This is a genomic window from Pseudomonas sp. PLMAX (assembly GCF_046042685.1).
In the GTDB taxonomy this organism is placed as follows: Bacteria; Pseudomonadota; Gammaproteobacteria; order Pseudomonadales; family Pseudomonadaceae; genus Aquipseudomonas; species Aquipseudomonas putida_AE.
Window position 1 is genome coordinate 4,877,022 of sequence record NZ_CP064949.1, and the last position, 25,395, is coordinate 4,902,416.

Sequence of the window (25,395 nt, forward strand, 5' to 3'; positions counted from 1 at the left end):
GGTGCTCAGACTTGTGACTGAGCCCCTTCAAACCACGCCAGTTTCTCGCGCAGTTGCACCACTTCCCCCACGATCACCAATGTCGGCGCATGCACTTCATGCTCCGCCACCAGCCGTGGCAGGTCCGCCAACGTGCCGGTAAACACCCGCTGGTTGACCGTGGTGCCCTGCTGGATCAACGCCGCCGGGGTATCCGCCCCGCGACCATGCTTGATCAATTGCTCGCAGATGCTCGGCAAGCCCACCAACCCCATGTAGAACACCAGGGTTTGCGCCGGCGCGACCAGGTCGGCCCAAGGCAGATCGCTGGAACCGTCCTTCAGGTGACCGGTGATGAACCGCACCGACTGCGCGTAATCGCGATGGGTCAGCGGTATCCCGGCATAGGCCGCGCAACCGCTGGCCGCCGTGATGCCTGGTACCACCTGGAACGGGATGCCATGGGCCGCCAGTTCCTCGATCTCTTCGCCACCACGGCCGAAGATGAACGGATCGCCACCCTTCAACCGCACCACACGCTTGCCCTGTTTCGCCAGGTCGACCAATTGCTGGTTGATCTGGTCCTGGGGCACGGCGTGATCGGCGCGGCGCTTGCCGACGTAGACGCGCTCGGCATCGCGACGGCACAGCTCGAGAATCGCCGGCGCCACCAGGCGGTCGTAGAGCACCACGTCGGCTTGCTGCATCAGGCGCAAGGCCTTGAACGTCAGCAGGTCGGGATCACCTGGCCCTGCGCCCACCAGATAGACCTCACCGGTCGCCACTGGCGTTTCACCTTCGATTTTCGCCTGCAGCAAACACTCGGCCTCACTGCCCTGCCCGGCCAGTTGCCGGTCGGCAATCGGGCCCTGGAAGACGTCTTCCCAGAACGCGCGGCGCTGCTGCACATCCGGGAACAGCTTTTTCACCTGATGACGGAACCGCGCCGCCAGGCCAGCCAGCTGACCGTAGGTGGAAGGAATCCAGGTTTCGATCTTGGCGCGGATCAATCGCGCCAGTACCGGCGCATCGCCACCACTGGACACGGCAATGATCAACGGCGAACGGTCGACGATCGCCGGGAAGATCACGCTGCACAAGGCCGGCGCATCCACCACGTTGACCGGCACGCAACGCCGATGGGCATCCTTGGAGACTTGTGCGTTCAGCGCTTCGTCGTCGGTGGCGGCAATGATCAGCACGCAACCGTCCAGGTCCGCCTCGACGTAACCGCGCGTGAGGCACTCGCCATCATGGGCGCTGACCAGCTCACGCAGCTGCGTTTCGATCTCAGGTGCGACCACCCGCAGCAGCGCACCGGCATCGGCCAGCAGGCGGGATTTGCGCAAGGCAATTTCCCCCCCACCGACGACCAACACACGACTGCCGCGAAGGTTATGGAACAGCGGCAGATAGTTCATTTAGCCGATGACCTCGAGGCCACCCATGTACGGCTTGAGTACCTCAGGAATACGGATCGAACCGTCGGCCTGCTGGTAGTTCTCCAGCACCGCCACCAGGGTACGACCGACCGCCAGGCCGGAACCATTCAGGGTGTGTACCAGTTCCGGCTTGCCAGTTTCCGGGTTGCGGAAACGCGCTTGCATACGACGGGCCTGGAAGTCGCCGCAGTTGGAGCACGACGAGATTTCGCGGTATTTGTCCTGGCTCGGAATCCACACTTCCAGGTCGTAGGTCTTGACCGCGCTGAAGCCCATGTCGCCAGTGCACAGGGCAATGGTGCGATAAGGCAATTCCAGCAGCTGCAGGACTTTCTCGGCGTTGGCGGTCAGGCCTTCCAGCGCTTCCATGGAGGTCGACGGCTCGACGATCTGCACCATCTCGACCTTGTCGAACTGGTGCTGGCGGATCATGCCGCGGGTGTCGCGACCCGATGCACCGGCTTCACTGCGGAAGCACGGCGTGTGCGCGACGAACTTGATCGGCAGCAGTTTCGAATCGACGATTTCGCCGGCGACGATGTTGGTCAGCGACACTTCGGCGGTCGGGATCAGGTACAGGTCGGCTTCGCCTTCGCGGGTGATCTTGAACAGGTCTTCTTCGAATTTCGGCAGTTGACCGGTACCTTGCAGTGCCGGAGCCTGGACCAGATAAGGCGTATAGGCCTCTTCGTAGCCGTGCTCGGTGACGTGCAGGTTGATCATGAACTGCGCCAGGGCGCGGTGCAGGCGGGCGATCGGGCCGCGCAGCAACGCAAAGCGCGCGCCGGACAGCTTGGCGGCGGTCTCGAAGTCCAGCCAGCCGAATTTTTCGCCCAGGGCGACGTGGTCCTGCACCGGGAAGTCGAACGCGGTCGGCGTGCCCCAGCGGCGCACTTCGACGTTGCCGTCTTCGTCTTCGCCGATCGGCACCGATTCGTGCGGCAGGTTGGGAATGCCGAGCACGATGGCGTCCAGTTCGGTCTGGATCGCGTCCAGCTCGGTTTTACCGGCACTCAACTCGCCCGCCATGCGCTCGACGTCCGCCATCAACGGCGCGATGTCTTCGCCGCGTTGCTTGGCCTGACCGATGGATTTGGAGCGCGCGTTACGTTCAGCCTGCAGTGCTTCGGTGCGGGTCTGGACGGTCTTGCGCTGTTCTTCCAGCGCTTCGATGCGCGCGACATCCAGGGCAAAGCCACGGGATGCCAGGCGGTCCGCTACGTCCTGAAGGTTGCTACGTAACAGTTTGGAATCGAGCATGTCGGTCTCTCGTTATCAAAGTTTGGTCAAGGACAGGCCAGCCCAGGTGGCGAGCAGCCCGCCGAATACGCTGATGGCAGCATAGCCCAGGGCCAGAAGCACTTGCCCGCTTTCCAGCAGGCGCACCGTATCCAGTGAAAAGGATGAAAAAGTCGTCAGCCCTCCGAGGAAGCCGACGATCAACCCGGCGCGCACCTCGATCGGCACCTCCGGGCGTAGCAAAAACAGACCGTATAAAACGCCGATCAGCAAACAGCCGACGATATTAACGGCCAGCGTCGCGGTATAGAAGTGCCGCGGCCAATTAGCGTTGATCCAGTTGCCCGTGGCAAAGCGTAGCAAGGTGCCGGCGGTTCCGCCGATGGACACTGCAATGATCAGGGGGAGCACTATTTTCTCCGCTGCCGGGGGCTCAGTCGATCGAGCTTGGCCAGGTGATTGAGCTTCTCGCCGATCTTCAATTCCAGGCCGCGCGGCACCGGTTGATAGAAGGGTATCGGGTCGAGTTCTTCCGGGAAGTAGTCCTCGCCGGCGGCGTAAGCGTCGGGTTCATCGTGGGCATAACGGTATTCGTCGCCATACCCGAGCTGCTTCATCAGCTTGGTCGGTGCGTTGCGCAGGTGCAGCGGCACTTCCAGCGAGCCGTGCTCGGCGGCGGCACGCAGTGCGGTCTTGAAACCCATGTACACCGCGTTGCTTTTCGGCGCGCAGGCCAGATAGGTGATGGCCTGGGCCACCGCCAATTCGCCCTCGGGGCTGCCGAGGCGCTCCTGCACTTCCCACGCCGCCAGGCACAGGCTCAGCGCACGCGGGTCGGCATTGCCGATGTCTTCGCTGGCCATGCGCACCACGCGCCGGGCCAGGTACAGCGGATCGCAGCCGCCATCGATCATGCGCGCGAACCAGTACAGCGCGCCGTCGGGGTTGGAACCGCGCACGGATTTATGCAGCGCGGAGATCTGGTCGTAGAAGGCTTCGCCACCCTTGTCGAAGCGCCGACGGGTATCGCCGAGCAGGCTTTGCAGCAGGTCGGTGCCGATCTCGCTGTTGTCTTCGGCCAGGTCCGAGGCGTTTTCCAGCAGGTTGAGCAAGCGCCGGCCATCGCCATCGGCGGCCGACAGCAACATCTGGAAGCCTTCATCGCTGAGGGTCAGGTTGCGCTTGCCCAGGCCGCGCTCTTCGGTCAGCGCGCGGTGCACCAGTTTGCGCAATGCGGCTTCGTCGAGGCTCTTGAGCACATAGACCCGCGCGCGGGAGAGCAAGGCGTTGTTGAGTTCGAACGAGGGGTTTTCCGTGGTCGCGCCGATGAAGATCAGCGTGCCGTCTTCGACATACGGCAGGAACGCATCCTGCTGGGACTTGTTGAAGCGGTGCACTTCGTCGACGAACAGGATCGTCCGCCGGCCGTACTGCGCGGCCTGCTGTTTGGCGATTTCCACCGCCTGGCGGATTTCCTTCACCCCGGCCAGCACCGCCGACACCGTTTCGAAATGCGCCTCGGAGACTTCCGCGAGCAACCGCGCCAGGGTGGTCTTGCCCACTCCCGGCGGTCCCCAGAAAATCATCGAATGCAGGGCACCCTGCTCCAGGGCTTCGCGCAAGGGCTTGCCGCGAGCGAGCACGTGTTCCTGACCGACGTACTCGTCCAGGTTGGTCGCGCGCAGGCGGGCGGCCAGGGGCTGGGCGATGGGGGCGCTGCGAAACAGGTCCATGGCGTACGTTTAAAACCTCTAGTTAATCCTGAGATCGATGATTAACCCCTGTGGAGACATTGCGAAGGCGGTGTATCAGTCACCTTCAATGCTGAATGACACACCACCTTCGCGAGCAAGCCCGCTCCCACAAGGGGTTTTTGCGTTTTATTCCTGGATCACGTCCGCACCCTTGGGGATGTCGAACTTGAACTTGGAAGCCGGGATCGGCTCGTTGGCCTTCACCCCGGTGAACAGGATATTGGTGCGCTGGCCGACGCTGTCGATCAGCTGCATATCGTTGACCAGGCCATTGCGGAACGACAGGCGCAGGCTGTCGAACAGAGTGTCCTTGGTTTTCGGCTTCAAGGTGAAGTCGATCACGCCGCCGGCTTCCTTGGCGCTGATATCGAAGCTCTGGCTGATCTTCGACACGTCACCGGACAGCAGCAACGCCGGGGTCTGGGTCAGGCGCTGGTCGAGGTTCTTGATGGTGGCCTGTTCCAGGTCCGGGTCCCACAGGGTGACCTTCTTGCCGTCGGAGACCATGGTCTGCTCGGCGGGCGCATTGGTGTGCCAATAGAACAGGCCCGGGCGCTGCAGCGACATTTCGCCGGCGGTTTCCTGCAACTGGGTCCCCGAGCCATCGAGGGTCAGCTGGGAGAAACGCGCGGTCAGGGTCTGGGATTTTTCCAGCAATTGGGTCAGGCGTGCCACGTCCTTGTCATCGGCGTGGGCCGAGAGCGTGCTCAAAGCCAGTACCGGCAGCAACAGCATGCGGATCAGACGCATGGGAGTCCTCATAACATTCGTGGGAGTGCGGGCGGCGCCTCAGGACGCCGCCCCTTTTCAGTGTCGGGTCAGTCGCGTACCGGGCCGGGGGCCAGGACTTCACGCGAACCGTTGGTGTTCATGGACGTCACGACGCCGGCCATTTCCATGGCTTCGATCATGCGGGCGGCGCGGTTGTAGCCGATCTTCAGCTTGCGCTGCACCGCGGAAATGGACGCACGACGGCTTTCCAGGACGAACTGCACCGCTTCGTCATACAGCGCATCAGCTTCCGGATCATCGCCGTCGCCGCCACCGCTGCTGCCTTCAAAGCCGCTGCCCGCCTCTTCGACACCGTTGAGGATGTCGTCGTTGTATTCCGGCGCGCCACGCAGTTTCCAGGCCTCGACCACGCGATGGACCTCGTCGTCGGACACGAACGCGCCGTGAACCCGGATCGGCAGGCTGGTACCCGGCGGCATGTAGAGCATGTCACCGTGGCCGAGCAGTTGTTCAGCGCCGCCCTGGTCGATGATGGTCCGCGAGTCGATCTTGCTCGACACCTGGAACGCCATGCGGGTCGGGATGTTGGCCTTGATCAGGCCGGTGATCACGTCCACCGACGGACGCTGGGTCGCGAGGATCAGGTGGATACCCGCCGCCCGCGCCTTCTGGGCGATACGGGCGATCAGCTCTTCAACCTTCTTGCCGACGATCATCATCATGTCGGCGAATTCATCGACCACCACTACGATGGTCGGCAGCTTCTGCAGCAACGGCGCCTCGTCGTGGATGCTTTCGCGCTTGTAAAGCGGATCGCTCAATGGCTCGCCGGCATCCTGCGCTTCCTTGACCTTGGCGTTGAAGCCGGAGAGGTTGCGCACGCCCATCTTCGCCATCAGCTTGTAGCGTCGCTCCATCTCGGCGACGCTCCAGCGCAGGGCGTTGGCGGCGTCCTTCATGTCGGTCACCACCGGGCACAGCAGGTGCGGAATGCCTTCGTAGATCGACAGCTCGAGCATTTTCGGGTCGATCATGATCAGCTTGGCATCTTCCGGGCCGGACTTGAACAGGATCGACAGGATCATCGCGTTCACACCCACCGACTTACCGGAACCGGTGGTACCGGCCACCAGCAGGTGCGGCATCTTCGCGAGGTCAGTGATCACCGGCTTGCCGCCGATGTCATGGCCCAGGGCCAGGGTGACCGGGGACTTGAAGTTGTCGTACTCGGGGGTCGACAGCACTTCGGAGAAGCGCACGATCTGCCGGTCTTCGTTGGGAATCTCGATACCGACCGTGGTCTTGCCCGGAATCACTTCCACCACACGCACACTGGTCACGGCCAGGGACCGTGCCAGGTCCTTGGCGAGGTTGGCGATACGGCTGACCTTGACCCCTGCCGCCGGCTGGATCTCGTAACGGGTAATCACCGGACCCGGATGAATCGAGTCCACGGTGACTTCGACGCCGAATTCCTTGAGCTTGATTTCCAGCAGGTGGCCGACGGCCGCCAGGGATTCGGGCGAGTAATTGAGCTGTTTCTTTTCCGCCGGGTCGAGAATCGAGATCGGCGGCAAGGTGCCTTCCACGGCGCTGTCGACGAACAACGGCGCCTGTTTCTCTTTTTCCACGCGCTTGCTCGGCGCTGGCGGTTTGGGTGGCGCCGGGGCGATCACCGGCGGCACCTGCTTCTCGCGCTCGGACATGTGCTTGCTCAGGGCCTGCTCGCGTTCGATCAGGCGTTCCTTGACCTTGGCCTGCTCACGCTTGTCGGTGACGGTCGGCGCGACCACATCGTGCACGCGGTCATCGACTTCACGCAGTTGCGCAACCAGTTGCTTGCGCTCGACTCGGGCCGCCCACCAGCGATTGGCGGCGCCCTGGAACAGTTCGAACAGATCGAGGGTGATCTTGCCGGTGACGTCCATCACCTTGAACCATGACAGGTCGGTGAACACCGTGAGGCCGAACAGGAACAGGGCGATGAACAGCAGCGTGCTGCCCTGGATGTTCAGCGCGTTCTTCGCCAGGTCGCCAAGGCTCTCGCCCAGCGCCCCGCCAGCGCCGGCCGGCAGACCGGTGGCAGCATGGAAATGGATGTGCGCCAGCGCGGCACCGGATAGCACCAGGAACACCAGGCCGATCAGGCGCCAGGAGAACAGCCAGCCGCTCCACTCCCACGGCTCGTGGCGTTGACGGAAGATCTGGTAGGCCTTGATCGCCAGCAACAGCGGGAAGATATAGGCAAAGTAACCCAGCACCATGAACAGGATATCGGCGCTGTAGGAGCCCGCCGGGCCGCCGAAGTTCTGCACGTCATCGATCTTGCTGTTGTGGCTCCAGCCCGGATCGTCCTTGCCATAGGTCAGCAAGGCCATCATCAGGAACAGGCACAACGCTCCGATGGCGATCAATGCACCTTCCTTGAGGCGGTAGTGCAAGTGCTGGCGCCAGAGTGGAACAACTGTTTTGGGTGCTGCGGTGGATTTCTTCAAAACCTGCTTTTCCTGCGCCAACGGCGCGTCCATCTGTTAATGACTATGAAAAAACTGCCCAATCCAGGCAGGTAAAAAAGTTAACAGGCGTAACCGGGACTACTTTTAACACTGCGCATCGGTTTTCATAAACAGCAAATGCGCTGCCTATTTTGTTACAAACACTGTTACAGCGAGGCATTGTACGGGTTTGTACGGGCGATGCCATGCTGGCAACCCTTGGGTGTAGCATAGTCAACAGCACATGACGTGCGACTCAATTTGAGCACGCATTCTCTTTCGTGACAAAGGCTTATGAGGTGTTTTTATGAGCGAAGCGAAGCATTCCCGCCTGATCATCCTGGGTTCCGGTCCCGCGGGCTACAGCGCAGCCGTGTATGCCGCTCGCGCCAACCTCAAGCCCGTTGTCATTACCGGCATACAGGCAGGTGGCCAGCTCACCACCACCGTGGAAGTCGATAACTGGCCAGGCGATGTCGAAGGCCTGACCGGCCCGGTCCTGATGGAGCGCATGCAAAAACACGCCGAGCGCTTTGCCACCGAGATCGTTTACGACCACATCCATACCGCCAAGTTGCAACAGCGCCCCTTTGAACTCATCGGTGACAGCGGCACTTATACCTGTGACGCCCTGATCATTGCCACGGGTGCCTCGGCACAATATCTGGGGCTGCCCTCGGAAGAGACGTTCGCGGGCAAAGGGGTTTCTGCCTGCGCGACCTGCGACGGCTTCTTCTATCGCAAACAGGTGGTCGCGGTGGTGGGCGGTGGCAATACCGCCGTCGAAGAAGCGCTGTATCTGTCGAACATTGCCAGTGAAGTCCATCTGATTCACCGTCGCGACAAGTTGCGTTCGGAAAAGATTCTTCAGGACAAACTCTTCGAAAAAGCCGCCAAGGGCAATATCCGCCTGCACTGGAACCAGAACCTGGACGAGGTGCTGGGCGATTCCAGCGGCGTGACCGGCGCCCGCCTGCGCGACAGTCATACCGGTGCCATCACCGAACTGCCGCTGACCGGCGTGTTCATCGCCATCGGCCACAAGCCCAATACCGACCTGTTCGCCGGTCAACTGGAAATGCGCGATGGCTATCTGCTGGTCAAGGGTGGCAGCGAAGGCAACGCGACAGCCACCGCCATCGAAGGCGTGTTTGCCGCGGGCGACGTCGCTGATCACGTCTATCGCCAGGCCGTCACCTCCGCCGGCGCCGGCTGCATGGCCGCCCTGGACGCGGAAAAATACCGCGCCGACCTTCCCGTTGTTTGACCGCACACGTCACGGCGGGCCCTGCGCCCGCCCCGCCCGCCCCTTCTGCAAGCCCTGATGCCATGCTGACTTGGTTACAACGCAACACCCTGACGTTCCCGGCGCTGGAAAAGGCCATGCGTGATCCCAATGGATTGCTGGCCGCCGGTGGCGACCTGTCCGCCGACCGGTTGATCCAGGCTTACCGCCATGGCTGCTTCCCGTGGTTTTCCGAAGGCCAGCCGATTCTCTGGTGGTCGCCGGACCCTCGCACCGTGCTGTTTCCCGATGAACTGCATGTGTCCCGCAGCCTGAAAAAACTTCTGCGCCAACAACGCTACCAGGTGACCTTCGATCAGGATTTCGCCGCGGTCATCCGTGCCTGCGCCGCACCCCGGGAGTATGCGGACGGCACCTGGATCACCGATGCCATGCAGGACGCCTATATCGAGCTGCACAGGCGCGGCCATGCGCACTCAGTGGAAGTCTGGGACCAGGACGAACTGGTGGGCGGGCTGTACGGCCTGGCGATGGGCCAGCTGTTTTTCGGCGAATCCATGTTCAGCCTGGCCGACAACGCCTCCAAATTTGGCTTTGCCACACTGGTGCAACATCTGAAAGACTCGGGTTTTGTGCTCATCGACTGCCAGATGCCCACCGACCATTTGCACAGCCTGGGTGCCCGGGCGATTCCACGCCGCGAGTTTGCCGACTACCTGGCGCGGCATCTGGATCAACCCAATCATGCAACCTGGGTTTGCTGAGCGACTTTTGTCCGCGTGGCTTACACTTATTCAAAAGCTTATCCCGAGGGTTGATCATGACCGAGTTGGCGCGTTTGAAGTTTTATGCCACTCAACCCCACTCCTGCAGTTATCTGCCCGAGGAGCAGGCGACGACCCTGTTCCTCGACCCTAGCCAGCCCATGGATGTGCACGTCTATGCAGACCTGTCTGAAATGGGTTTTCGGCGCAGTGGCGACCATTTGTATCGCCCCCATTGCCAGAATTGCAATGCGTGCGTACCGGCGCGCATTCCAGTCGGGCAATTCACCCCCAATCGTCAGCAAAAACGCATTTTCAAACGCAACGCCGACTTGCAGGTGCGCCCCGCAAAGCCGGGCTTCAGCGAAGAGTATTTCGATCTTTACCAGCGCTACATCGAAGAACGCCATGCCGATGGCGACATGTACCCGCCCAGTCGCGATCAGTTTTCCACCTTCCTGGTGCGCGACCTGCCCTTTTCCCGGTTCTACGAATTCCGCCTCGAGGGCCGGTTGCTGGCCATTGCTGTCACCGACCTACTGCCGAACGGTCTGTCAGCGGTCTACACCTTCTATGAGCCCGCCGAAGAACGCCGCAGCCTGGGGCGCTACGCAATCCTCTGGCAAATCGCCGAAGCACGGCGGCTGGGGCTGAATGCGGTTTACCTGGGCTACTGGATCAAGAACTGCAAAAAAATGAGCTACAAGACCCAGTATCGCCCCATCGAACTGCTGATAAACCAGCGCTGGGTCGTCCTGAACTAGAGCAGGCCCTAAACCCCTTGGCTTGAACACCCTTTTTCGGGCACAATGCACGCCGCTTTTGCCTGGCGCAGTTGCACCGGGCCATTCATTGGACACCGAGGGCTTTACTGCATGTCGAAAGAAGACAGCTTCGAAATGGAAGGCACTGTCGTCGACACCCTGCCCAACACCATGTTTCGTGTGGAGTTGGAAAATGGGCACGTCGTAACCGCGCATATTTCCGGCAAGATGCGCAAGAACTACATTCGTATTCTTACCGGTGACAAGGTGCGCGTCGAGCTGACGCCCTATGACTTGAGCAAAGGGCGCATCACTTACCGCGCTCGCTAATCAGGTCAATACAAGACGCCCGGCTTATGCCGGGCGTTTTTGTTTGCCTGCGATTTGATGCAGCACACAAAACCAATGTGGAGCGGGCTTGCTCGCGAAAGCGGCGCATCAGTCAACATCGATGTGAATGTTAAGCCGCCTTCGCGAGCAAGCCCGCTCCCACAGGGGGTCGGTGTACACCTGACAGACAGCAAAAAGGCGCCAATCGGCGCCTTTTTGCTTTGTTGCGGTTTGACGTCAGGCCATTTCAGCCGTGGTTTCGAACTCGAAGGTCAGCTCGCCGTCCTTGATGTCGATGTGGACCACACCGCCATGTTCGGCCAGTTCGCCAAAGAGGATCTCCTCCGCCAGTGGACGCTTGATCTTGTCCTGGATCAGGCGCGCCATCGGGCGAGCGCCCATTGCCGAGTCGTAACCGCCAGCCGCCAACCAGCTGCGGGCTGCATCGGTGACTTCCAGCAATACACGCTTGTCTTCCAGCTGCGCCTGAAGTTCGGTAAGGAACTTGTCCACCACGCTCTTGATGACCTCATGGCTGAGGCGACCAAACTGGATGATGGTGTCCAGACGGTTGCGGAATTCCGGCGTGAAGCTCTTCTTGATCACTTCCATCGCATCGGACGAGTGGTCCTGATGGGTGAAACCGATCGAAGCACGGGCTGCGGTTTCGGCACCGGCGTTGGTCGTCATGATGACGATCACGTTACGGAAGTCGGCCTTGCGCCCGTTGTTATCGGTCAGCGTCCCGTGGTCCATCACCTGCAGCAGCAGGTTGAAGACTTCCGGGTGCGCCTTCTCGATTTCATCGAGCAACAGCACGCAGTGTGGCTGCTTGGTGATGGCTTCGGTCAGCAGACCGCCCTGATCGAACCCGACATAGCCTGGAGGTGCACCGATCAGACGCGATACGGTGTGGCGCTCCATGTACTCGGACATGTCGAAGCGAATCAGCTCGACCCCCAGCGCCTTGGCCAGCTGACGCGCCGCTTCGGTTTTACCGACACCGGTGGGACCGGCGAACAGGAACGAACCGACTGGCTTGTCAGGTGACTTGAGGCCGGCGCGGGATAGCTTGATCGCGGTCGCCAGCGAGTCGATCGCGGCATCCTGGCCAAACACCGTCAGCTTCAGGTCACGCTCAAGGTTACGCAGCAGCTCTTTATCGGAACTGGTGACGTGTTTTGGCGGAATACGCGCGATTTTCGCGACGATGTCCTCGACTTGAGGCACTTCGATGCGTTTGACGCGCATTTCGATCGGCTGCAGGCGTTGGTAGGCACCCGCCTCGTCGATCACATCGATCGCCTTGTCCGGCATGTGCCGGTCATTGATGTAGCGCGAGGCCAGTTCGGCAGCGGCGCGCAAGGCCTCATCACTGTATTCGATATTGTGATGGGACTCGAAACGCCCTTTCAGGCCGCGCAGGATACCGATGGTGTCTTCCACCGAAGGCTCCGACACATCGACCTTCTGGAAGCGACGTGCCAGGGCACGGTCCTTCTCGAAGATCCCGCGGAATTCCTGGAAGGTGGTCGAGCCGATGCAACGAATATCGCCGGACGACAGCAGCGGCTTGAGCAGGTTCGAGGCATCCATGACGCCACCGGACGCGGCACCGGCACCAATAATGGTGTGGATCTCGTCGATGAACAGGATCGCCTGCGGACGTTTTTTCAGCTCATTGAGCAGCGCCTTGAAGCGCTTCTCGAAATCGCCGCGGTATTTGGTCCCGGCCAGCAGGGCACCCAGGTCGAGGGAGTACACCACGCTGTTGGCCAGCAGGTCTGGCACCTGGTTGTCGACAATGCGCTTGGCCAGGCCTTCGGCAATCGCGGTTTTACCCACGCCCGCCTCGCCCACCAGCAGCGGATTGTTCTTGCGGCGACGGGCCAGGATCTGGGCGACGCGCTCGACTTCCAGCTCACGGCCTACCAATGGATCGATTCGACCCTGGCGCGCGAGTTCATTGAGGTTACTGGCATAAGCATCCAGAGGATTGCCTGAAGATGAAGACTCCCCGCCCTCGTCGTCCTGCATATCTTGCTCGCCCTCGGAGTGATCGCCGTGCCCTGGCACCTTGGAAATGCCGTGGGCGATGTAGTTGACGACATCGATACGGGCAACGCTCTGCTGTTTCAGCAGGAACACTGCCTGACTCTCTTGCTCACTGAAGATCGCGACCAGCACGTTGGCGCCAGTCACTTCGCGTTTGCCCGAGCTCTGTACGTGAAACACAGCACGTTGCAGGACACGCTGGAAGCCCAGGGTTGGCTGGGTCTCACGATCCTCGTCATGCACGGGGATCAGTGGCGTGGTGGAGTCGATGAACTCCTGCAGGTCATGCTTGAGTTTGTCGAGGTTCGCGCCGCACGCACGCAAAACGGTGGCGGCAGCCTCATTGTCCAATAGGGCCAGCAGCAGGTGTTCGACGGTCATGAATTCATGACGCTTCGAACGAGCCTCCTTGAAGGCAAGATTGAGGGTGACTTCGAGCTCGCGGTTTAACATAGCTTCACCTCATACCCAAGTGGTCGGCGATTAACCGTCCTTCTCGATTTCACAGAGTAGCGGATGCTGGCTTTCCCGGGCGTACTGGTTGACCTGCATGGCCTTTGTCTCGGCGATGTCGCGGGTAAACACTCCACATACTGCCCGCCCTTCTGTATGGACGGCCAGCATGACCTTGGTCGCCAGCTCGCGATTCAGGTTAAAAAACACCTCGAGCACTTCGACGACGAAATCCATCGGTGTGTAGTCATCATTGAACAAAACCACCTTGTACATCGGCGGCGCCTGTAAAGCAGGCTTGGCCTCCTGAACAGCAATGCCTGCGGAATCGTCGTCGTGTTCCTCCGGGCGATCTTTCTGGAGAGTCGGGCGATCCTGATTGAATGTTAGTCGAATCTGGCTGATTGCATGCATGGAAAGAAAGGTTCGTCAGTTGTGCAAATACAGTGGTGGGGGCGGTCTTGGGTGATTTCAACTCCGACTGCCTGGTCACCTTGACTATCGGCAAAACGGTGTTACAACCAATAGAGCCCACAGTGGGTAAAAAAGGTCCGCGGAGTCAACTTTTTTTCTAAGAAGTGACTGCGGATGTACTGGATGATACTCCAGTGATGGAGTCTGTTGCAGAGGGAGTTGGTATGTCAGGTGTCAAGGTCAGTGGCAAGGTGAAATGGTTCAACAACGCCAAGGGTTACGGTTTCATCAACGAGGATGGCAAGACAGAAGACCTGTTTGTCCACTACTCGGCCATTCAAATGGACGGTTATAGAACCCTGAAGGCCGGTCAACCCGTCGTCTTCGAGATCATCCAGGGGCCCAAGGGGCTGCACGCCGTCAACATTGGCAACCCTGTCGATAGCACAAATGCCGTGACCCCTGCTACGCAACAAACCGTTACCGTTTAACGCAGCAGCGTCATCCAGTCATAAAAAAACCGCCCGACTCAATCGCTTGAGCCGGGCGGTTTTCGCATTCCCGGATTTTCTTACATGTGCGAGATCAGCGCATCACCGAAGCCGGACGAGGAAACCAGCTTCGCGCCGTCCATCAGACGCTCAAAGTCATAGGTCACGGTCTTGGCGGAAATCGCGCCGTTGGTGCCCTTGATGATCAGGTCGGCCGCTTCGGTCCAGCCCATGTGGCGCAACATCATTTCAGCCGACAGGATCAACGACCCCGGGTTGACCTGGTCCTTGCCGGCGTATTTCGGCGCGGTACCGTGGGTGGCTTCGAACATGGCCACGGTGTCGGACAGGTTGGCGCCCGGTGCGATACCGATACCGCCCACTTCCGCCGCCAGGGCATCGGAGAGGTAGTCGCCGTTGAGGTTCAGGGTCGCGATCACATCGTATTCCGCCGGGCGCAGCAGGATCTGCTGGAGCATGGCGTCGGCGATGGCGTCCTTGACGACAACGTTCTTGCCGGTTTTCGGGTTCTTGAACTGCATCCAAGGACCGCCGTCGAGCAGGGTCGCGCCGAACTCTTCGGCCGCCACTTCATAGGCCCATTCCTTGAAGGCACCTTCGGTGAACTTCATGATGTTGCCTTTGTGCACGATGGTCAGCGAATCACGATCGTTGTCGACCACATATTGCAGGGCCTTGCGCGCCAGGCGCTTGGTGCCTTGCAGGGACACCGGCTTGACGCCGATACCGCAGTTTTCGTCGAAACGGATCTTGGTGACGCCCATTTCTTCTTTAAGGAACTTGATGACCTTGGTGGCTTCCGGGGTACCGGCCTTCCACTCGATGCCGGCATAGATGTCTTCGGAGTTCTCGCGAAAGATCGTCATGTCGACGTCGCCTGGCTTCTTGACCGGGCTTGGCACGCCTTCGAACCAGCGCACCGGGCGCAGGCAGACGTACAGGTCGAGTTGCTGGCGCAGGGCCACGTTGAGGGAACGGATACCGCCACCGACCGGCGTGGTCAGGGGGCCCTTGATGGAAACCACGTAATCCTTGACCGCGTCCAGGGTTTCCTGAGGCAGCCAGGTGTCCTGATCGTAGACCTGGGTCGCTTTTTCCCCGGCGTACACTTCCATCCAGGAAATCTTGCGCTCGCCGCCGTAAGCCTTTTTCACAGCAGCATCGACAACCTTGATCATGACCGGGCTGATGTCGACACCAATGCCGTCGCCTTCGATGAAAGGAATGATCGGGTTATTAGGAACATTGAGAGAATGGTCTGCATTGACGGTGATTTTGTCGCCGACGGCTGGAACCTGAATCTTCTTGTAACCCATGCTGAACTCCATTGATTGGATTGAACATCTGGCTTGGTTCGAGCGTAACCCAGTTAAATCGGCGCGCAAACCCTATGTTCTATCGATATGCCGCAAAGCCATACAACCTGCGCCCTACAAGCCTGAAATCAAAGGGAAAAGCGCCAAACTCAAGCACGACGAACGACCTTACGCCTTGCTCACCCCTGCGACCTTTAGACCAATGGACGACAAACGTTGTGTATGAACCATCGGCAGATTGCCAGCTACCTATGTATAATGCCGCCGCTGACTAAAGGGTCACGTCAGGTTGAACAGCTCTACGACGAGTGTTTCCACCCGATGAGACGGTCTGCTACCGCAGCCCGCCTACTTGACGCCCTACTTGATGCACCCAACATCACAGCAACGAAATCTCGATATTCGGCTCATGGATGACTTTGAACGAACGCGCTTACCCGGCGCCCCTCGAGTTTCTGCGCACGCTTTAGCAAAGAAGAGAGAGTTAATCCGAATATGCCCACCCGCTCGAAGATCATCTATACCTTCACCGACGAAGCTCCCGCCCTCGCCACCTATTCACTGTTGCCTATCGTAGAGGCGTTCACCGCCTCGGCTGATATCGCCGTTGAAACCCGCGATATCTCTCTTGCAGGGCGTATCCTGGCCAGCTTCCCCGAGCAATTGGGTGACAAAGCCGTAGCCGACCACCTCGCCGAACTGGGCGCCCTGGCCGTTACGCCTGAAGCCAATATCATCAAGCTGCCGAACATCAGCGCCTCGGTTCCGCAGCTGCAAGCCGCGATCAAGGAACTGCAGGCCCAGGGCTACGCCCTGCCGGACTATCCGGAAACCGTGAGCAGCGACGCCGACAAAGAAGCCAAGGCTCGTTACGACAAGGTCAAGGGCAGCGCCGTGAACCCGGTACTGCGCGAAGGCAACTCCGACCGTCGCGCGCCGCTGTCGGTGAAGAACTACGCGCGCAAGCACCCGCACAAAATGGGCGCCTGGGCTGCTGACTCCAAATCCCACGTTGCACACATGAGCAGCGGTGACTTCTACGGCAGCGAAAAAGCCGCCCTGATCGACGCTGCTGGCGCCGTGAAGATCGAACTGATCGCTCAAGACGGCACCACCACCGTCCTGAAAGAAAAGACCACCGTCCAGGTTGGCGAGATCCTCGACTGCGCCGTCATGAGCAAAAACGCTCTGCGTGCTTTCATCGCCGCTGAAATCGAAAGCGCCAAGGCCCAGGGCGTGCTGCTGTCGGTTCACCTGAAAGCGACCATGATGAAGGTCTCCGACCCGATCATGTTCGGCCAGATCGTTGCCGAGTTCTACAAGGACGCACTGGCCAAGCACGCTGACGTGCTGGCGCAGATCGGCTTCAACCTGAACAACGGCATCGGCGACCTGTACGCTCGCATCAAGGCCCTGCCGGCCGAGCAACAAGCGCAGATCGAAGCCGACATCCAGGCGGTCTACGCCGTTCGTCCATCCCTGGCGATGGTCAACTCCGACAAAGGCATCACCAACCTGCACGTGCCGAGCGACGTCATCGTCGACGCCTCGATGCCAGCCATGATCCGTGACTCCGGCAAGATGTGGGGCACCGATGGCCAGCTGCACGACACCAAGGCCGTGATCCCGGATCGCTGCTACGCCACCATCTACCAGTCGGTCATCGAAGACTGCAAGGCCAATGGCGCGTTCGATCCAACCACCATGGGCAGCGTGCCGAACGTTGGCCTGATGGCGAAAAAAGCCGAAGAGTACGGCTCCCACGACAAGACTTTCCAGATCAAGACCAACGGTGTAGTCCGCGTGACCGACACCAACGGCACCCTGCTACTGGAACAGTCGGTTGAAGCCGGCGACATCTTCCGCATGTGCCAGACCAAAGACGCGCCGATCCAGGATTGGGTCAAGCTGGCCGTCAACCGTGCTCGCGCCAGCAGCACGCCAGCGATCTTCTGGCTGGACCCGATGCGCGCCCACGACGGCGTGGTGATCGAGAAAGTCCAGGCTTACCTGAAGGATCACGACACTGCCGGCCTGGACATCCAGATCATGGCGCCAGTCGACGCGATGAAGTTCACCCTGCAGCGCACCCGCGAAGGCAAGGACACCATCTCGGTGACCGGCAACGTCCTGCGCGACTACCTGACCGACCTGTTCCCGATCATGGAACTGGGCACCAGCGCCAAGATGCTGTCGATCGTGCCGCTGATGAACGGCGGTGGCCTGTTCGAAACCGGCGCCGGCGGTTCGGCTCCGAAGCACGTACAGCAACTGCTGGAAGAAAACTTCCTGCGCTGGGATTCGCTGGGTGAATTCCTGGCCCTGGCCGCGTCCCTGGAACACCTGGGCGTGACCTACAACAACCCCAAGGCGCTGGTTCTGGCCAAGACCCTGGACCAGGCCACCGGCCAGTTCCTGGACAACAACAAGTCGCCATCGCGTAAAGTCGGCAACATCGACAACCGCGGCAGCCACTTCTACCTGGCGCTGTACTGGGCCCAGGCCCTGGCTGCCCAGACCGAAGACACTGCACTGCAAGCGCAGTTCGCGACCCTGGCCAAGACCCTGACCGAGAACGAGGCGACCATCGTTGCCGAGCTCAACGCCGTCCAGGGCAAGCCAGTGGACATCGGCGGTTACTACCACGCCGACGCCGAGCTGATCAGCAAGGCCATGCGTCCTAGCGCAACTTTCAACGCAGCGGTTGCAGCGTTGGTTTAAGGTTGTAAGGAAGCACCACAAACCCCGGCCATGTGCCGGGGTTTGTGTTTTCAGAATTCACACAATCCCCTGTAGGAGCTGGCTTGCCAGCGATGGCGGCCTACCATTCAACATTGAGGGCGGCTGATCCACCGCATTCGCTGGCAAGCCAGCTCCTATGTATGGACTCGCCCCCACTGTCTACCCGCTTTTAAAAAACCGTCGCCCCGTTGCATCTATGTATAAGGCCTATTCGTGGAAGCCGTCTTCGGCTTCTGGCCAAAATTGGAAAAGCTCGTGGTATGCCGATTACATTCAGGCCTCGAAGGCCAGTAGGAGCTTAGGCATCAATCCACGCCGGTCTTACCTGGGGTCAATTTTTTTCAGCAAAGGGTCGGACAGTTGGTACCTCGGTGGCAGAACTCTGTCGCTCAGTGGCTCATCGTTGCCTGCTGGCCATCTCCGGCGTGGCGACGATAAGTCTGGTCATTCTGTAGAAGCACCCAGACGATTCGCAGGTTGCGGTTGGCTAGCCTGATCGCAGCTTCCTTACGACCCAACCGGCTCATCCAGTGCAACAAGCTGGCGGTCATCGGGTTGCTGGGAATCAGGTCGTAGTTGTTGCAGCACCGCGTGGGCTCCTTGGATCATCAGGCTGCGTAAATAAGCATCACCTCGCTTGGTCATGTCCCCAGCCGGATCTTTTCCCCGCTGCTGTGCTGGTCAGGCACCATGCCAAAGTACGCGGCAAACTTGCGGGCATTGGGAAATCGCTCAGGCTTGGTTTCCTTGGCCACCAGGGCCGTGGCGGTGACTGGTCCGATGCCGCGCACAGTCATCAGTCGCTTCGCCGTCATGTCGGCGTTGGCGGCCACTTCCAGGCGTCCCGTCAGTACGCTGATGCGCTCGCCCAAATGGCGCCACTCGGCCAGCAGTTCGTCGATCAGTTCACGCAGCTTAGGGCCGGCACCGGCTGGGTAGCATCTTCCAGCACCCGCGGAATTTTCTGGCTGATCGCAACATCGCCTCTGCGCCAAGGCGACACCGTGCTCGAGCAGCAGGCCGCGCATCTGATTACTGACGGCCGTGCGCCGACGCACATAGCCCTGACGGGCGCGATGCAACGCCTGCATGGCCAGCGCCGCGACGCTTTTGACCGGTACTGCGCAGATTTTTTCATCGCGACCAGCCCGCAGAATCGCCAACGCATCGTTGCGATCATTTTTTGGCCCGCTGCGATGTTTGGCCACCAAACCGGCTGGAAGAATTCGCGCCGAATTACCTTGGTCTTGCAGTTGCCGGGCCCAGGCTTGAGCACCCGGACCGGTCTCCATCAAAACCACAACATGAGGCGGCAACTTTTGGAGAAACTCATAGAACGCCTCGCGCGACTTGATCCGTTGCTCGAAGCGCACCTGGCCGAGAACATCTTCACCGGCGACCTGAAAAACCTGCTTGGCCAGATCGACCGCCAAGGTTGTGCAGGCCGACAAATCGGTAGAAGACAGGGATTGATCAATCGAACTATGCTTTTTCATGGACTCGCCCTCGCTGTCGTTGGCTGTTTAGACTGCCACCGTGGCGCATTGACGCCTCGGCTGGGGCGAGTCCATCCAATTACAGGGGCAGCATTTCAACATTGAGGGCATTTTATGGAGTGGAAACCCCACATCACCGTCGCCACCATCGTCGAAGACAACGGCCGCTTCCTGATGGTCGAGGAGCTCAAGCACGGACGCGTGGTGCTCAACCAGCCCGCCGGCCACCTGGACCCGGACGAAACCCTGACCGAAGCCGCCGTGCGCGAAACCCTCGAGGAAACCGGCTGGGACGTCGAACCCACCGGCGTACTGGGCATTTATCTCTATACCGCCCCGAGCAACGGCGTGACCTACCAGCGGGTCTGCTTCATCGCCAAAGCACTGAAACACCACCCCGAGTATCAACTGGACGACGGCATCGTCGGCGCCAAGTGGTTGACCCGCGAGGAATTAATCGAGCAGCGCGACAACTGGCGCAGCGAGCTGATCATGCGTTGCATCGACGACTATCGGGCCGGTATTCGCTTTGGTCTCGAATTGATCCGTCCTTCTCTTTAGCCTTGCGGGCTTCGGCCTGTTAGAATCGCGTCCTTTTTCAAGACACTCATTGAATCCCTATGCGTGATCCAGCCCCTTCTGACACACAAAAGAAGCGCGTCATTGTCGGCATGTCCGGCGGCGTGGACTCTTCCGTTTCCGCCCTCCTGCTGATCGAGCAGGGCTATGAGGTGGAAGGCCTGTTCATGAAGAACTGGGAAGAAGACGACGGAACCGAATACTGCACCGCCATGGATGACCTGGCGGACGCCCAGGCCGTGTGCGACAAGATTGGCATCAAGCTGCACACCGCCAACTTCGCCGCCGAGTACTGGGACAACGTCTTCGAGCACTTCCTGGCCGAATACAAGGCCGGCCGTACGCCGAACCCGGACATCCTGTGCAACCGGGAGATCAAGTTCAAGGCGTTCCTCGACTACGCCATGATGCTCGGCGCCGACCTGATCGCCACTGGCCACTACGTGCGTCGCCGCGATATCGACGGCCGCACCGAGCTGCTCAAGGGCCTGGACCCGAACAAGGACCAGAGCTACTTCCTGCACGCCGTGGGTGGTGAGCAGATCGCCAAGACCCTGTTCCCGGTCGGCGAGCTGGAAAAACCGCAGGTGCGGGCGATTGCCGAGAAATACGAGTTGGCGACCGCGAAGAAAAAGGATTCCACCGGCATCTGCTTTATCGGTGAACGCCGCTTCAGCGATTTCCTCAAGCAATACCTGCCGGCGCAACCGGGCGAGATCAAGACCACCGAAGGCGAAATCATCGGCCGCCACCATGGCCTGATGTACCACACCATCGGCCAACGCCAGGGCCTGGGCATCGGCGGCCTGAAAGACGCCAGTGACGAGCCGTGGTACGTGCTGATCAAGGATCTTGCGCACAACGAACTGATCGTTGGCCAGGGTAACGATCACCCGTGGCTGTTCTCCCGCGCCCTGCTCGCCTCGGACATCTATTGGGTCAACCCGATCGACCTGAGCCAGCCGCGCCAGCTGACCGCCAAGGTTCGTTATCGCCAGAGCGACCAGCCCTGCACCCTGGAGAAGACCGCCACCGGCTACCGCGCGACCTTCGATGACCCGCAACGCGCGGTCACCCCGGGTCAGTCGGTGGTGTTCTACGACGGCGAGATTTGCCTCGGCGGCGGCGTCATTGAAGTGGCTGAACCCTGGACCAGCAAAGGCCAGGCTCAATGACCCCCACTCAGGAGCAACTGACGGCCCTCGGCGGTGTATTTCTCGCCGCGGTGCTGGTCGACAAGATTGCCAAGACCGGCCAGACCAACGAGGCCGGCCTGACCTGCATGCTCGGCAGCCTGCTGATCCGCGACCCCAAGGACACCCTGGAAGTCTACGGCGGCGACGACATCAACCTGCGCGAAGGCTATCGCGCATTGATCGGCGCCCTCGAACGCGATCCGAGCGCCCTGCAGCGTGAGCCGCTGCGTTATGCCCTGGCGATGCTTGGCCTGGAACGTCAATTGGCCAAGCGCAGCGACATGCTGGACGTGATCGGCAAACGCCTGCCGCAGATCCAGTCCCAGGTCGAGCACTTCGGCCCGGCCCACGAAAACGTGATCGCCGCCTGCGGCGCACTGTATCAGGACACCCTGAGCACCCTGCGCCAACGCATCCAGGTGCACGGCGACATGCGCAACCTGCAGCAACCGAGCAACGCCTCGAAAATTCGTGCCCTGCTGCTGGCCGGCATTCGTTCGGCTCGCCTGTGGCGGCAATTGGGCGGTCATCGCTGGCAGCTGGTGATCAGCCGCCGCAAACTGCTCAAAGAGCTTTACCCATTGATGCGTAACGAATAACCCGCATCGACAGCACTGAACTCAGCAATACGCGTAATACGCCGGTCAGTTGGCGACGGACCGGCGGATTTTTTCATGTATGATACGCGCCCCATTTCGTTGCCCGACTGTCCGAGAACACCCCATGCAGCTTTCTTCGCTCACTGCGGTTTCCCCTGTTGACGGCCGCTACGCCGGCAAAACCCAGGCCCTGCGCCCAATTTTCAGCGAGTACGGCCTGATCCGTGCCCGCGTCCTGGTTGAAGTGCGCTGGCTCCAGCGCCTGGCCGCTCACCCTGCCATCAGCGAAGTGCCGGCGTTCTCCGCCGAAGCCAACGCTGTGCTGAACACCCTGGCGGAAAACTTCTCCCTGGAGCACGCCGAGCGTGTCAAAGAGATCGAGCGCACCACCAACCACGACGTAAAAGCCATCGAATACCTGCTCAAGGAGCAGGCGGCCAAGCTGCCGGAACTGGCCAAGGTCAGCGAATTCATCCACTTTGCCTGCACCAGCGAGGACATCAACAACCTGTCCCACGCCCTGATGCTGCGCGAAGGCCGTGATGATGTGATGCTGCCGCTTATGCGCCAGACCGCCAACGCCATCCGCGAACTGGCCATCCGTTTCGCCGACGTGCCGATGCTGTCGCGCACCCACGGTCAACCGGCTTCGCCGACCACCCTGGGCAAAGAGCTGGCGAACGTGGTTTACCGCCTGGAGCGCCAGATCGCTCAAGTCGCTGCCGTACCGCTGCTGGGCAAGATCAACGGCGCTGTGGGCAACTACAACGCGCACCTGTCGGCCTACCCTGAGATCGACTGGGAAGCCAACGCTCGCGCTTTCATCGAAGACGAGCTGGGCCTGGGTTTCAACCCGTACACCACGCAGATCGAACCGCACGACTACATCGCCGAGCTGTTCGACGCCATCGCGCGCTTCAACACCATCCTGATCGACTTCGACCGCGACATCTGGGGCTACATCTCCCTGGGTTACTTCAAGCAGCGCACCATCGCTGGCGAAATCGGCTCGTCGACCATGCCGCACAAGGTCAACCCGATCGACTTCGAAAACTCCGAAGGCAACCTGGGTATTGCCAACGCACTGTTCCAGCACCTGGCGAGCAAGCTGCCGATCTCCCGCTGGCAGCGCGACCTGACCGACTCCACCGTACTGCGCAACCTCGGTGTCGGCTTTGCCCACAGCGTGATCGCGTACGAAGCCAGCCTCAAAGGCATCAGCAAGCTGGAGCTCAACGAGCAGAAGATTGCCGCTGACCTGGACGCTTGCTGGGAAGTGCTGGCCGAGCCGATCCAGACCGTGATGCGTCGCTACAACATCGAAAACCCGTACGAAAAGCTGAAAGAATTGACCCGTGGCAAGGGCATCAGCCCTGAAGCACTGCAGACTTTCATCGACGGCCTGGACATGCCAGCCGCGGCCAAGGCCGAGCTGAAACTGCTCACCCCGGCCAACTACATTGGCAACGCTGTAGCGCAAGCCAAGCGCATCTGATCGACCGCTAGAACCGTTTAAGACGCCCGGCCGCGCCGGGCGTTTTTATTCCCGTATGAAAAGTGCTTTTTTTCAATAGGTTACACATGAATCCTGACATTCCTCTTCAACTTCTGGGCGGTATCACGGCACGCGAGTTCCTGCGCGACTACTGGCAGAAAAAACCGTTGCTGATCCGTCAGGCGATTCCCGATTTCGAAAGCCCGATCGACGCCGACGAACTGGCCGGCCTGGCGCTGGAAGAAGAAGTCGAATCGCGCCTGGTGATCGAGAACGGCGAGCGCCCTTGGGAATTGCGTCGCGGTCCGTTCGCCGAAGACGAATTCAGCAAACTTCCGGAACGCGAGTGGACCCTGCTGGTACAAGCCGTGGACCAGTTCGTGCCGGAAGTCAGCGAACTGCTGGAAAACTTCCGTTTTCTGCCGAGCTGGCGCATCGACGACGTGATGATCAGCTTCGCCGCCCCCGGTGGCAGCGTCGGTCCGCACTTCGACAACTACGACGTGTTCCTGCTGCAAGGCCACGGCAAGCGCAACTGGAAAATCGGCCAGATGTGCGACTCCGAAAGCCCGCTGCTGCAACACGCGGACCTGCGCATCCTCGCCGAATTCGAAGCCACCGATGAGTGGGTCCTGGAACCGGGCGACATGCTCTACCTGCCGCCGCGCCTGGCCCATTGCGGCGTGGCCATCGATGACTGCCTGACCTACTCGGTCGGTTTCCGTGCACCGAGCGCCGCTGAAGTGCTGACCCACTTCACCGACTTCCTCAGCCAGTTCCTGCCGGACGAAGAGCGCTACACCGACGCCGACGCCCAGCCGGTGGCGGATCCGCATCAGATCCAGCACGACGCCCTCGATCGCCTCAAAGGCCTGCTGGCCGAGCACATGAGCGACGAGCGCCTGCTGCTGACCTGGTTCGGCCAGTTCATGACCGAGCCGCGTTACCCGGAACTGGTGGTCGGCCCGGAAGACCTCGAAGAAGACGACGTCCTCGGCGCGCTGGAACAAGGCGCGGTGCTGATCCGCAACCCGAGTGCACGCCTGGCCTGGTCGGAAGTCGATGACGACCTGCTGCTGTTCGCCAGCGGCCAGAGCCGTTATCTGCCGGGCAAACTGCGCGAGCTGCTGAAGATGATCTGCGCCGCCGACGCCCTGCACGTCGACAACCTGGGTGACTGGCTGGCCGACGAAGACGGCCGCGGCCTGCTGTGCGAACTGGTCAAGCAAGGTAGCCTGGGGTTCGCCGATGAATAAGATTCACGTACGTGTCGCAGACTGGCAGAAAGACAACGCCGAGATCCGGCGCATTCGTGAAGCGGTGTTCGTCGCCGAGCAATCCGTTCCGCCCGAGCTGGAATGGGATGCCGATGATGTGACGGCCGTGCATTTCCTCGCCCTCGAAGGCGACTTTCCCGTGGGCACCGCCCGCCTGCTGCCCGACGGTCACGTCGGCCGGGTGTCGGTCCTCAAGGACTGGCGCGGTCTGAAAGTCGGCGATGCACTGATGCACGCGGTGATCGGCGAAGCCGAAGAGCGCGGGCTGAAGCAGCAGATGCTCAGTGCCCAGGTGCAAGCCACGGCGTTCTATGAGCGCCTGGGCTTCCACATGGTCAGCGAGGAGTTCCTGGAAGCAGGGATTCCGCATGTGGACATGGTTCGCCATTCGGCCTGATAGCGAGTCGCGGCCTTCGCGAGCAAGCCCGCTGCCACAATTGGAATGCATTCCCCTGTGGGAGCAGGCTTGCTCGCGAAGAGGCCAGTAGGCACGCCACAAAACGCCCCGACATCACG

22 protein-coding genes and 1 pseudogene are annotated in these 25,395 nt (G+C 60.5%); 12 read left to right on the top strand and 11 right to left on the bottom strand.

The genetic code is table 11. The features are described from left to right. Positions 1-5 precede the first annotated feature (5 nt). The 6 genes from cysG to DKB71_RS22185 form a co-directional block, all read right to left on the bottom strand. Positions 6-1,400 carry a siroheme synthase CysG gene (cysG, locus tag DKB71_RS22160; protein ID WP_408597452.1) on the bottom strand — a complete coding sequence of 465 codons (1,395 nt, stop codon included), beginning with the start codon at positions 1,398-1,400 and terminating at the stop codon, positions 6-8. Further along, positions 1,401-2,681 carry a serine--tRNA ligase gene (gene serS, locus DKB71_RS22165; protein WP_408597454.1) on the bottom strand — a complete coding sequence of 427 codons (1,281 nt, stop codon included), beginning with the start codon at positions 2,679-2,681 and terminating at the stop codon, positions 1,401-1,403. It lies immediately after the preceding gene. A 15-nt stretch (positions 2,682-2,696) separates the two neighbouring features. After that, positions 2,697-3,071 carry a fluoride efflux transporter CrcB gene (crcB, locus tag DKB71_RS22170; protein WP_274074770.1) on the bottom strand — a complete coding sequence of 125 codons (375 nt, stop codon included), beginning with the start codon at positions 3,069-3,071 and terminating at the stop codon, positions 2,697-2,699. Continuing rightward, complete coding sequence (locus tag DKB71_RS22175; RefSeq protein ID WP_323608411.1) at positions 3,071-4,393, bottom strand: replication-associated recombination protein A; 1,323 nt, start codon at positions 4,391-4,393, stop codon at positions 3,071-3,073. The genes crcB and DKB71_RS22175 overlap by 1 nt, the downstream gene beginning before the upstream one ends. A 147-nt stretch (positions 4,394-4,540) precedes the next feature. Beyond that, the gene (gene lolA, locus DKB71_RS22180) at positions 4,541-5,164 is read right to left on the bottom strand and encodes an outer membrane lipoprotein chaperone LolA (RefSeq protein ID WP_274074768.1); all 624 of its coding nucleotides are present in this window, start codon (positions 5,162-5,164) and stop codon (positions 4,541-4,543) included. A gap of 68 nt (positions 5,165-5,232) precedes the next feature. After that, positions 5,233-7,674 carry a DNA translocase FtsK gene (locus DKB71_RS22185; protein ID WP_408597457.1) on the bottom strand — a complete coding sequence of 814 codons (2,442 nt, stop codon included), beginning with the start codon at positions 7,672-7,674 and terminating at the stop codon, positions 5,233-5,235. A 274-nt stretch (positions 7,675-7,948) separates the two neighbouring features. Between DKB71_RS22185 and trxB the strand changes: the two genes are divergently transcribed. From trxB to infA, 4 genes are all read left to right on the top strand, one after another. Further along, positions 7,949-8,908, top strand: coding sequence for a thioredoxin-disulfide reductase (gene trxB / locus DKB71_RS22190; RefSeq protein ID WP_408597459.1), 960 nt, complete (start codon positions 7,949-7,951; stop codon positions 8,906-8,908). A gap of 62 nt (positions 8,909-8,970) precedes the next feature. After that, positions 8,971-9,651, top strand: a complete 681-nt coding sequence (aat, locus tag DKB71_RS22195; RefSeq protein ID WP_274074765.1) for a leucyl/phenylalanyl-tRNA--protein transferase — start codon at positions 8,971-8,973, stop codon at positions 9,649-9,651. 56 nt (positions 9,652-9,707) lie between these two features. Continuing rightward, positions 9,708-10,415, top strand: a complete 708-nt coding sequence (locus tag DKB71_RS22200) for an arginyltransferase (protein WP_408597461.1) — start codon at positions 9,708-9,710, stop codon at positions 10,413-10,415. A 111-nt stretch (positions 10,416-10,526) separates the two neighbouring features. Further along, positions 10,527-10,745 (top strand): translation initiation factor IF-1, encoded by a 219-nt coding sequence (infA, locus tag DKB71_RS22205; protein WP_002553999.1) that lies wholly within the window; start codon positions 10,527-10,529, stop codon positions 10,743-10,745. 237 nt (positions 10,746-10,982) lie between these two features. On the opposite strand, the gene clpA is transcribed toward infA, so the two are convergent. Continuing rightward, positions 10,983-13,253, bottom strand: coding sequence for an ATP-dependent Clp protease ATP-binding subunit ClpA (clpA, locus tag DKB71_RS22210; protein ID WP_046817173.1), 2,271 nt, complete (start codon positions 13,251-13,253; stop codon positions 10,983-10,985). A 30-nt stretch (positions 13,254-13,283) separates the two neighbouring features. Continuing rightward, positions 13,284-13,667 carry an ATP-dependent Clp protease adapter ClpS gene (clpS, locus tag DKB71_RS22215; protein WP_020799529.1) on the bottom strand — a complete coding sequence of 128 codons (384 nt, stop codon included), beginning with the start codon at positions 13,665-13,667 and terminating at the stop codon, positions 13,284-13,286. A gap of 224 nt (positions 13,668-13,891) precedes the next feature. Between clpS and cspD the strand changes: the two genes are divergently transcribed. After that, positions 13,892-14,158, top strand: coding sequence for a cold shock domain-containing protein CspD (cspD, locus tag DKB71_RS22220; protein WP_408597464.1), 267 nt, complete (start codon positions 13,892-13,894; stop codon positions 14,156-14,158). An 80-nt stretch (positions 14,159-14,238) separates the two neighbouring features. On the opposite strand, the gene icd is transcribed toward cspD, so the two are convergent. Further along, on the bottom strand, positions 14,239-15,495 hold the full coding sequence (icd, locus tag DKB71_RS22225) for an NADP-dependent isocitrate dehydrogenase (protein ID WP_008015544.1): 1,257 nt from the start codon (positions 15,493-15,495) through the stop codon (positions 14,239-14,241). Between the two features lie 495 nt (positions 15,496-15,990). Between icd and DKB71_RS22230 the strand changes: the two genes are divergently transcribed. After that, the gene (locus DKB71_RS22230) at positions 15,991-18,216 is read left to right on the top strand and encodes an NADP-dependent isocitrate dehydrogenase (protein ID WP_408597466.1); all 2,226 of its coding nucleotides are present in this window, start codon (positions 15,991-15,993) and stop codon (positions 18,214-18,216) included. A 410-nt stretch (positions 18,217-18,626) separates the two neighbouring features. Here the strand turns inward: DKB71_RS22230 and DKB71_RS22235 are convergent, their stop codons facing one another. Both DKB71_RS22235 and DKB71_RS22240 read right to left on the bottom strand, forming a co-directional pair. Further along, positions 18,627-18,788: a hypothetical protein gene (locus DKB71_RS22235; RefSeq protein WP_408601185.1), complete on the bottom strand. Its 162-nt coding sequence runs from the start codon at positions 18,786-18,788 to the stop codon at positions 18,627-18,629. Beyond that, a pseudogene (locus tag DKB71_RS22240) lies at positions 18,745-19,733 on the bottom strand (IS110 family transposase). Before DKB71_RS22240 ends, DKB71_RS22235 begins: the two are co-directional and overlap by 44 nt. Before the next feature lie 114 nt (positions 19,734-19,847). Here DKB71_RS22240 and DKB71_RS22245 point away from each other — a divergent pair. From DKB71_RS22245 to DKB71_RS22270, 6 genes are all read left to right on the top strand, one after another. Further along, positions 19,848-20,294, top strand: coding sequence for an NUDIX hydrolase (locus tag DKB71_RS22245; RefSeq protein ID WP_274074761.1), 447 nt, complete (start codon positions 19,848-19,850; stop codon positions 20,292-20,294). Between the two features lie 59 nt (positions 20,295-20,353). After that, positions 20,354-21,487, top strand: coding sequence for a tRNA 2-thiouridine(34) synthase MnmA (gene mnmA, locus DKB71_RS22250; RefSeq protein WP_274074760.1), 1,134 nt, complete (start codon positions 20,354-20,356; stop codon positions 21,485-21,487). Further along, positions 21,484-22,107, top strand: a complete 624-nt coding sequence (gene hflD, locus DKB71_RS22255) for a high frequency lysogenization protein HflD (protein WP_046817168.1) — start codon at positions 21,484-21,486, stop codon at positions 22,105-22,107. The genes mnmA and hflD overlap by 4 nt, the downstream gene beginning before the upstream one ends. 124 nt (positions 22,108-22,231) lie before the next feature. After that, complete coding sequence (gene purB / locus DKB71_RS22260) at positions 22,232-23,602, top strand: adenylosuccinate lyase (protein ID WP_007940861.1); 1,371 nt, start codon at positions 22,232-22,234, stop codon at positions 23,600-23,602. An 86-nt stretch (positions 23,603-23,688) separates the two neighbouring features. Next, positions 23,689-24,858, top strand: coding sequence for a JmjC domain-containing protein (locus DKB71_RS22265; protein WP_408597469.1), 1,170 nt, complete (start codon positions 23,689-23,691; stop codon positions 24,856-24,858). Beyond that, positions 24,851-25,276, top strand: coding sequence for a GNAT family N-acetyltransferase (locus DKB71_RS22270; RefSeq protein ID WP_032831798.1), 426 nt, complete (start codon positions 24,851-24,853; stop codon positions 25,274-25,276). The genes DKB71_RS22265 and DKB71_RS22270 overlap by 8 nt, the downstream gene beginning before the upstream one ends. The last annotated feature ends 119 nt before the right edge of the window (positions 25,277-25,395 follow it).

What these genes read in the sequence shown, in the direction of transcription:
- cysG (WP_408597452.1), bottom strand. Translation starts at nt 1,400, where the DNA reads ATGAACTATCTGCCGCTGTTCCATAACCTTCGCGGCAGTCGTGTGTTG.
- serS (WP_408597454.1), bottom strand. Translation starts at nt 2,681, where the DNA reads ATGCTCGATTCCAAACTGTTACGTAGCAACCTTCAGGACGTAGCGGAC.
- DKB71_RS22175 (WP_323608411.1), bottom strand. Translation starts at nt 4,393, where the DNA reads ATGGACCTGTTTCGCAGCGCCCCCATCGCCCAGCCCCTGGCCGCCCGC.
- lolA (WP_274074768.1), bottom strand. Translation starts at nt 5,164, where the DNA reads ATGCGTCTGATCCGCATGCTGTTGCTGCCGGTACTGGCTTTGAGCACG.
- DKB71_RS22185 (WP_408597457.1), bottom strand. Translation starts at nt 7,674, where the DNA reads ATGGACGCGCCGTTGGCGCAGGAAAAGCAGGTTTTGAAGAAATCCACC.
- trxB (WP_408597459.1), top strand. Translation starts at nt 7,949, where the DNA reads ATGAGCGAAGCGAAGCATTCCCGCCTGATCATCCTGGGTTCCGGTCCC.
- aat (WP_274074765.1), top strand. Translation starts at nt 8,971, where the DNA reads ATGCTGACTTGGTTACAACGCAACACCCTGACGTTCCCGGCGCTGGAA.
- DKB71_RS22200 (WP_408597461.1), top strand. Translation starts at nt 9,708, where the DNA reads ATGACCGAGTTGGCGCGTTTGAAGTTTTATGCCACTCAACCCCACTCC.
- infA (WP_002553999.1), top strand. Translation starts at nt 10,527, where the DNA reads ATGTCGAAAGAAGACAGCTTCGAAATGGAAGGCACTGTCGTCGACACC.
- clpA (WP_046817173.1), bottom strand. Translation starts at nt 13,253, where the DNA reads ATGTTAAACCGCGAGCTCGAAGTCACCCTCAATCTTGCCTTCAAGGAG.
- clpS (WP_020799529.1), bottom strand. Translation starts at nt 13,667, where the DNA reads ATGCATGCAATCAGCCAGATTCGACTAACATTCAATCAGGATCGCCCG.
- cspD (WP_408597464.1), top strand. Translation starts at nt 13,892, where the DNA reads ATGTCAGGTGTCAAGGTCAGTGGCAAGGTGAAATGGTTCAACAACGCC.
- icd (WP_008015544.1), bottom strand. Translation starts at nt 15,495, where the DNA reads ATGGGTTACAAGAAGATTCAGGTTCCAGCCGTCGGCGACAAAATCACC.
- DKB71_RS22230 (WP_408597466.1), top strand. Translation starts at nt 15,991, where the DNA reads ATGCCCACCCGCTCGAAGATCATCTATACCTTCACCGACGAAGCTCCC.
- DKB71_RS22235 (WP_408601185.1), bottom strand. Translation starts at nt 18,788, where the DNA reads ATGACCGCCAGCTTGTTGCACTGGATGAGCCGGTTGGGTCGTAAGGAA.
- DKB71_RS22245 (WP_274074761.1), top strand. Translation starts at nt 19,848, where the DNA reads ATGGAGTGGAAACCCCACATCACCGTCGCCACCATCGTCGAAGACAAC.
- mnmA (WP_274074760.1), top strand. Translation starts at nt 20,354, where the DNA reads ATGCGTGATCCAGCCCCTTCTGACACACAAAAGAAGCGCGTCATTGTC.
- hflD (WP_046817168.1), top strand. Translation starts at nt 21,484, where the DNA reads ATGACCCCCACTCAGGAGCAACTGACGGCCCTCGGCGGTGTATTTCTC.
- purB (WP_007940861.1), top strand. Translation starts at nt 22,232, where the DNA reads ATGCAGCTTTCTTCGCTCACTGCGGTTTCCCCTGTTGACGGCCGCTAC.
- DKB71_RS22265 (WP_408597469.1), top strand. Translation starts at nt 23,689, where the DNA reads ATGAATCCTGACATTCCTCTTCAACTTCTGGGCGGTATCACGGCACGC.
- DKB71_RS22270 (WP_032831798.1), top strand. Translation starts at nt 24,851, where the DNA reads ATGAATAAGATTCACGTACGTGTCGCAGACTGGCAGAAAGACAACGCC.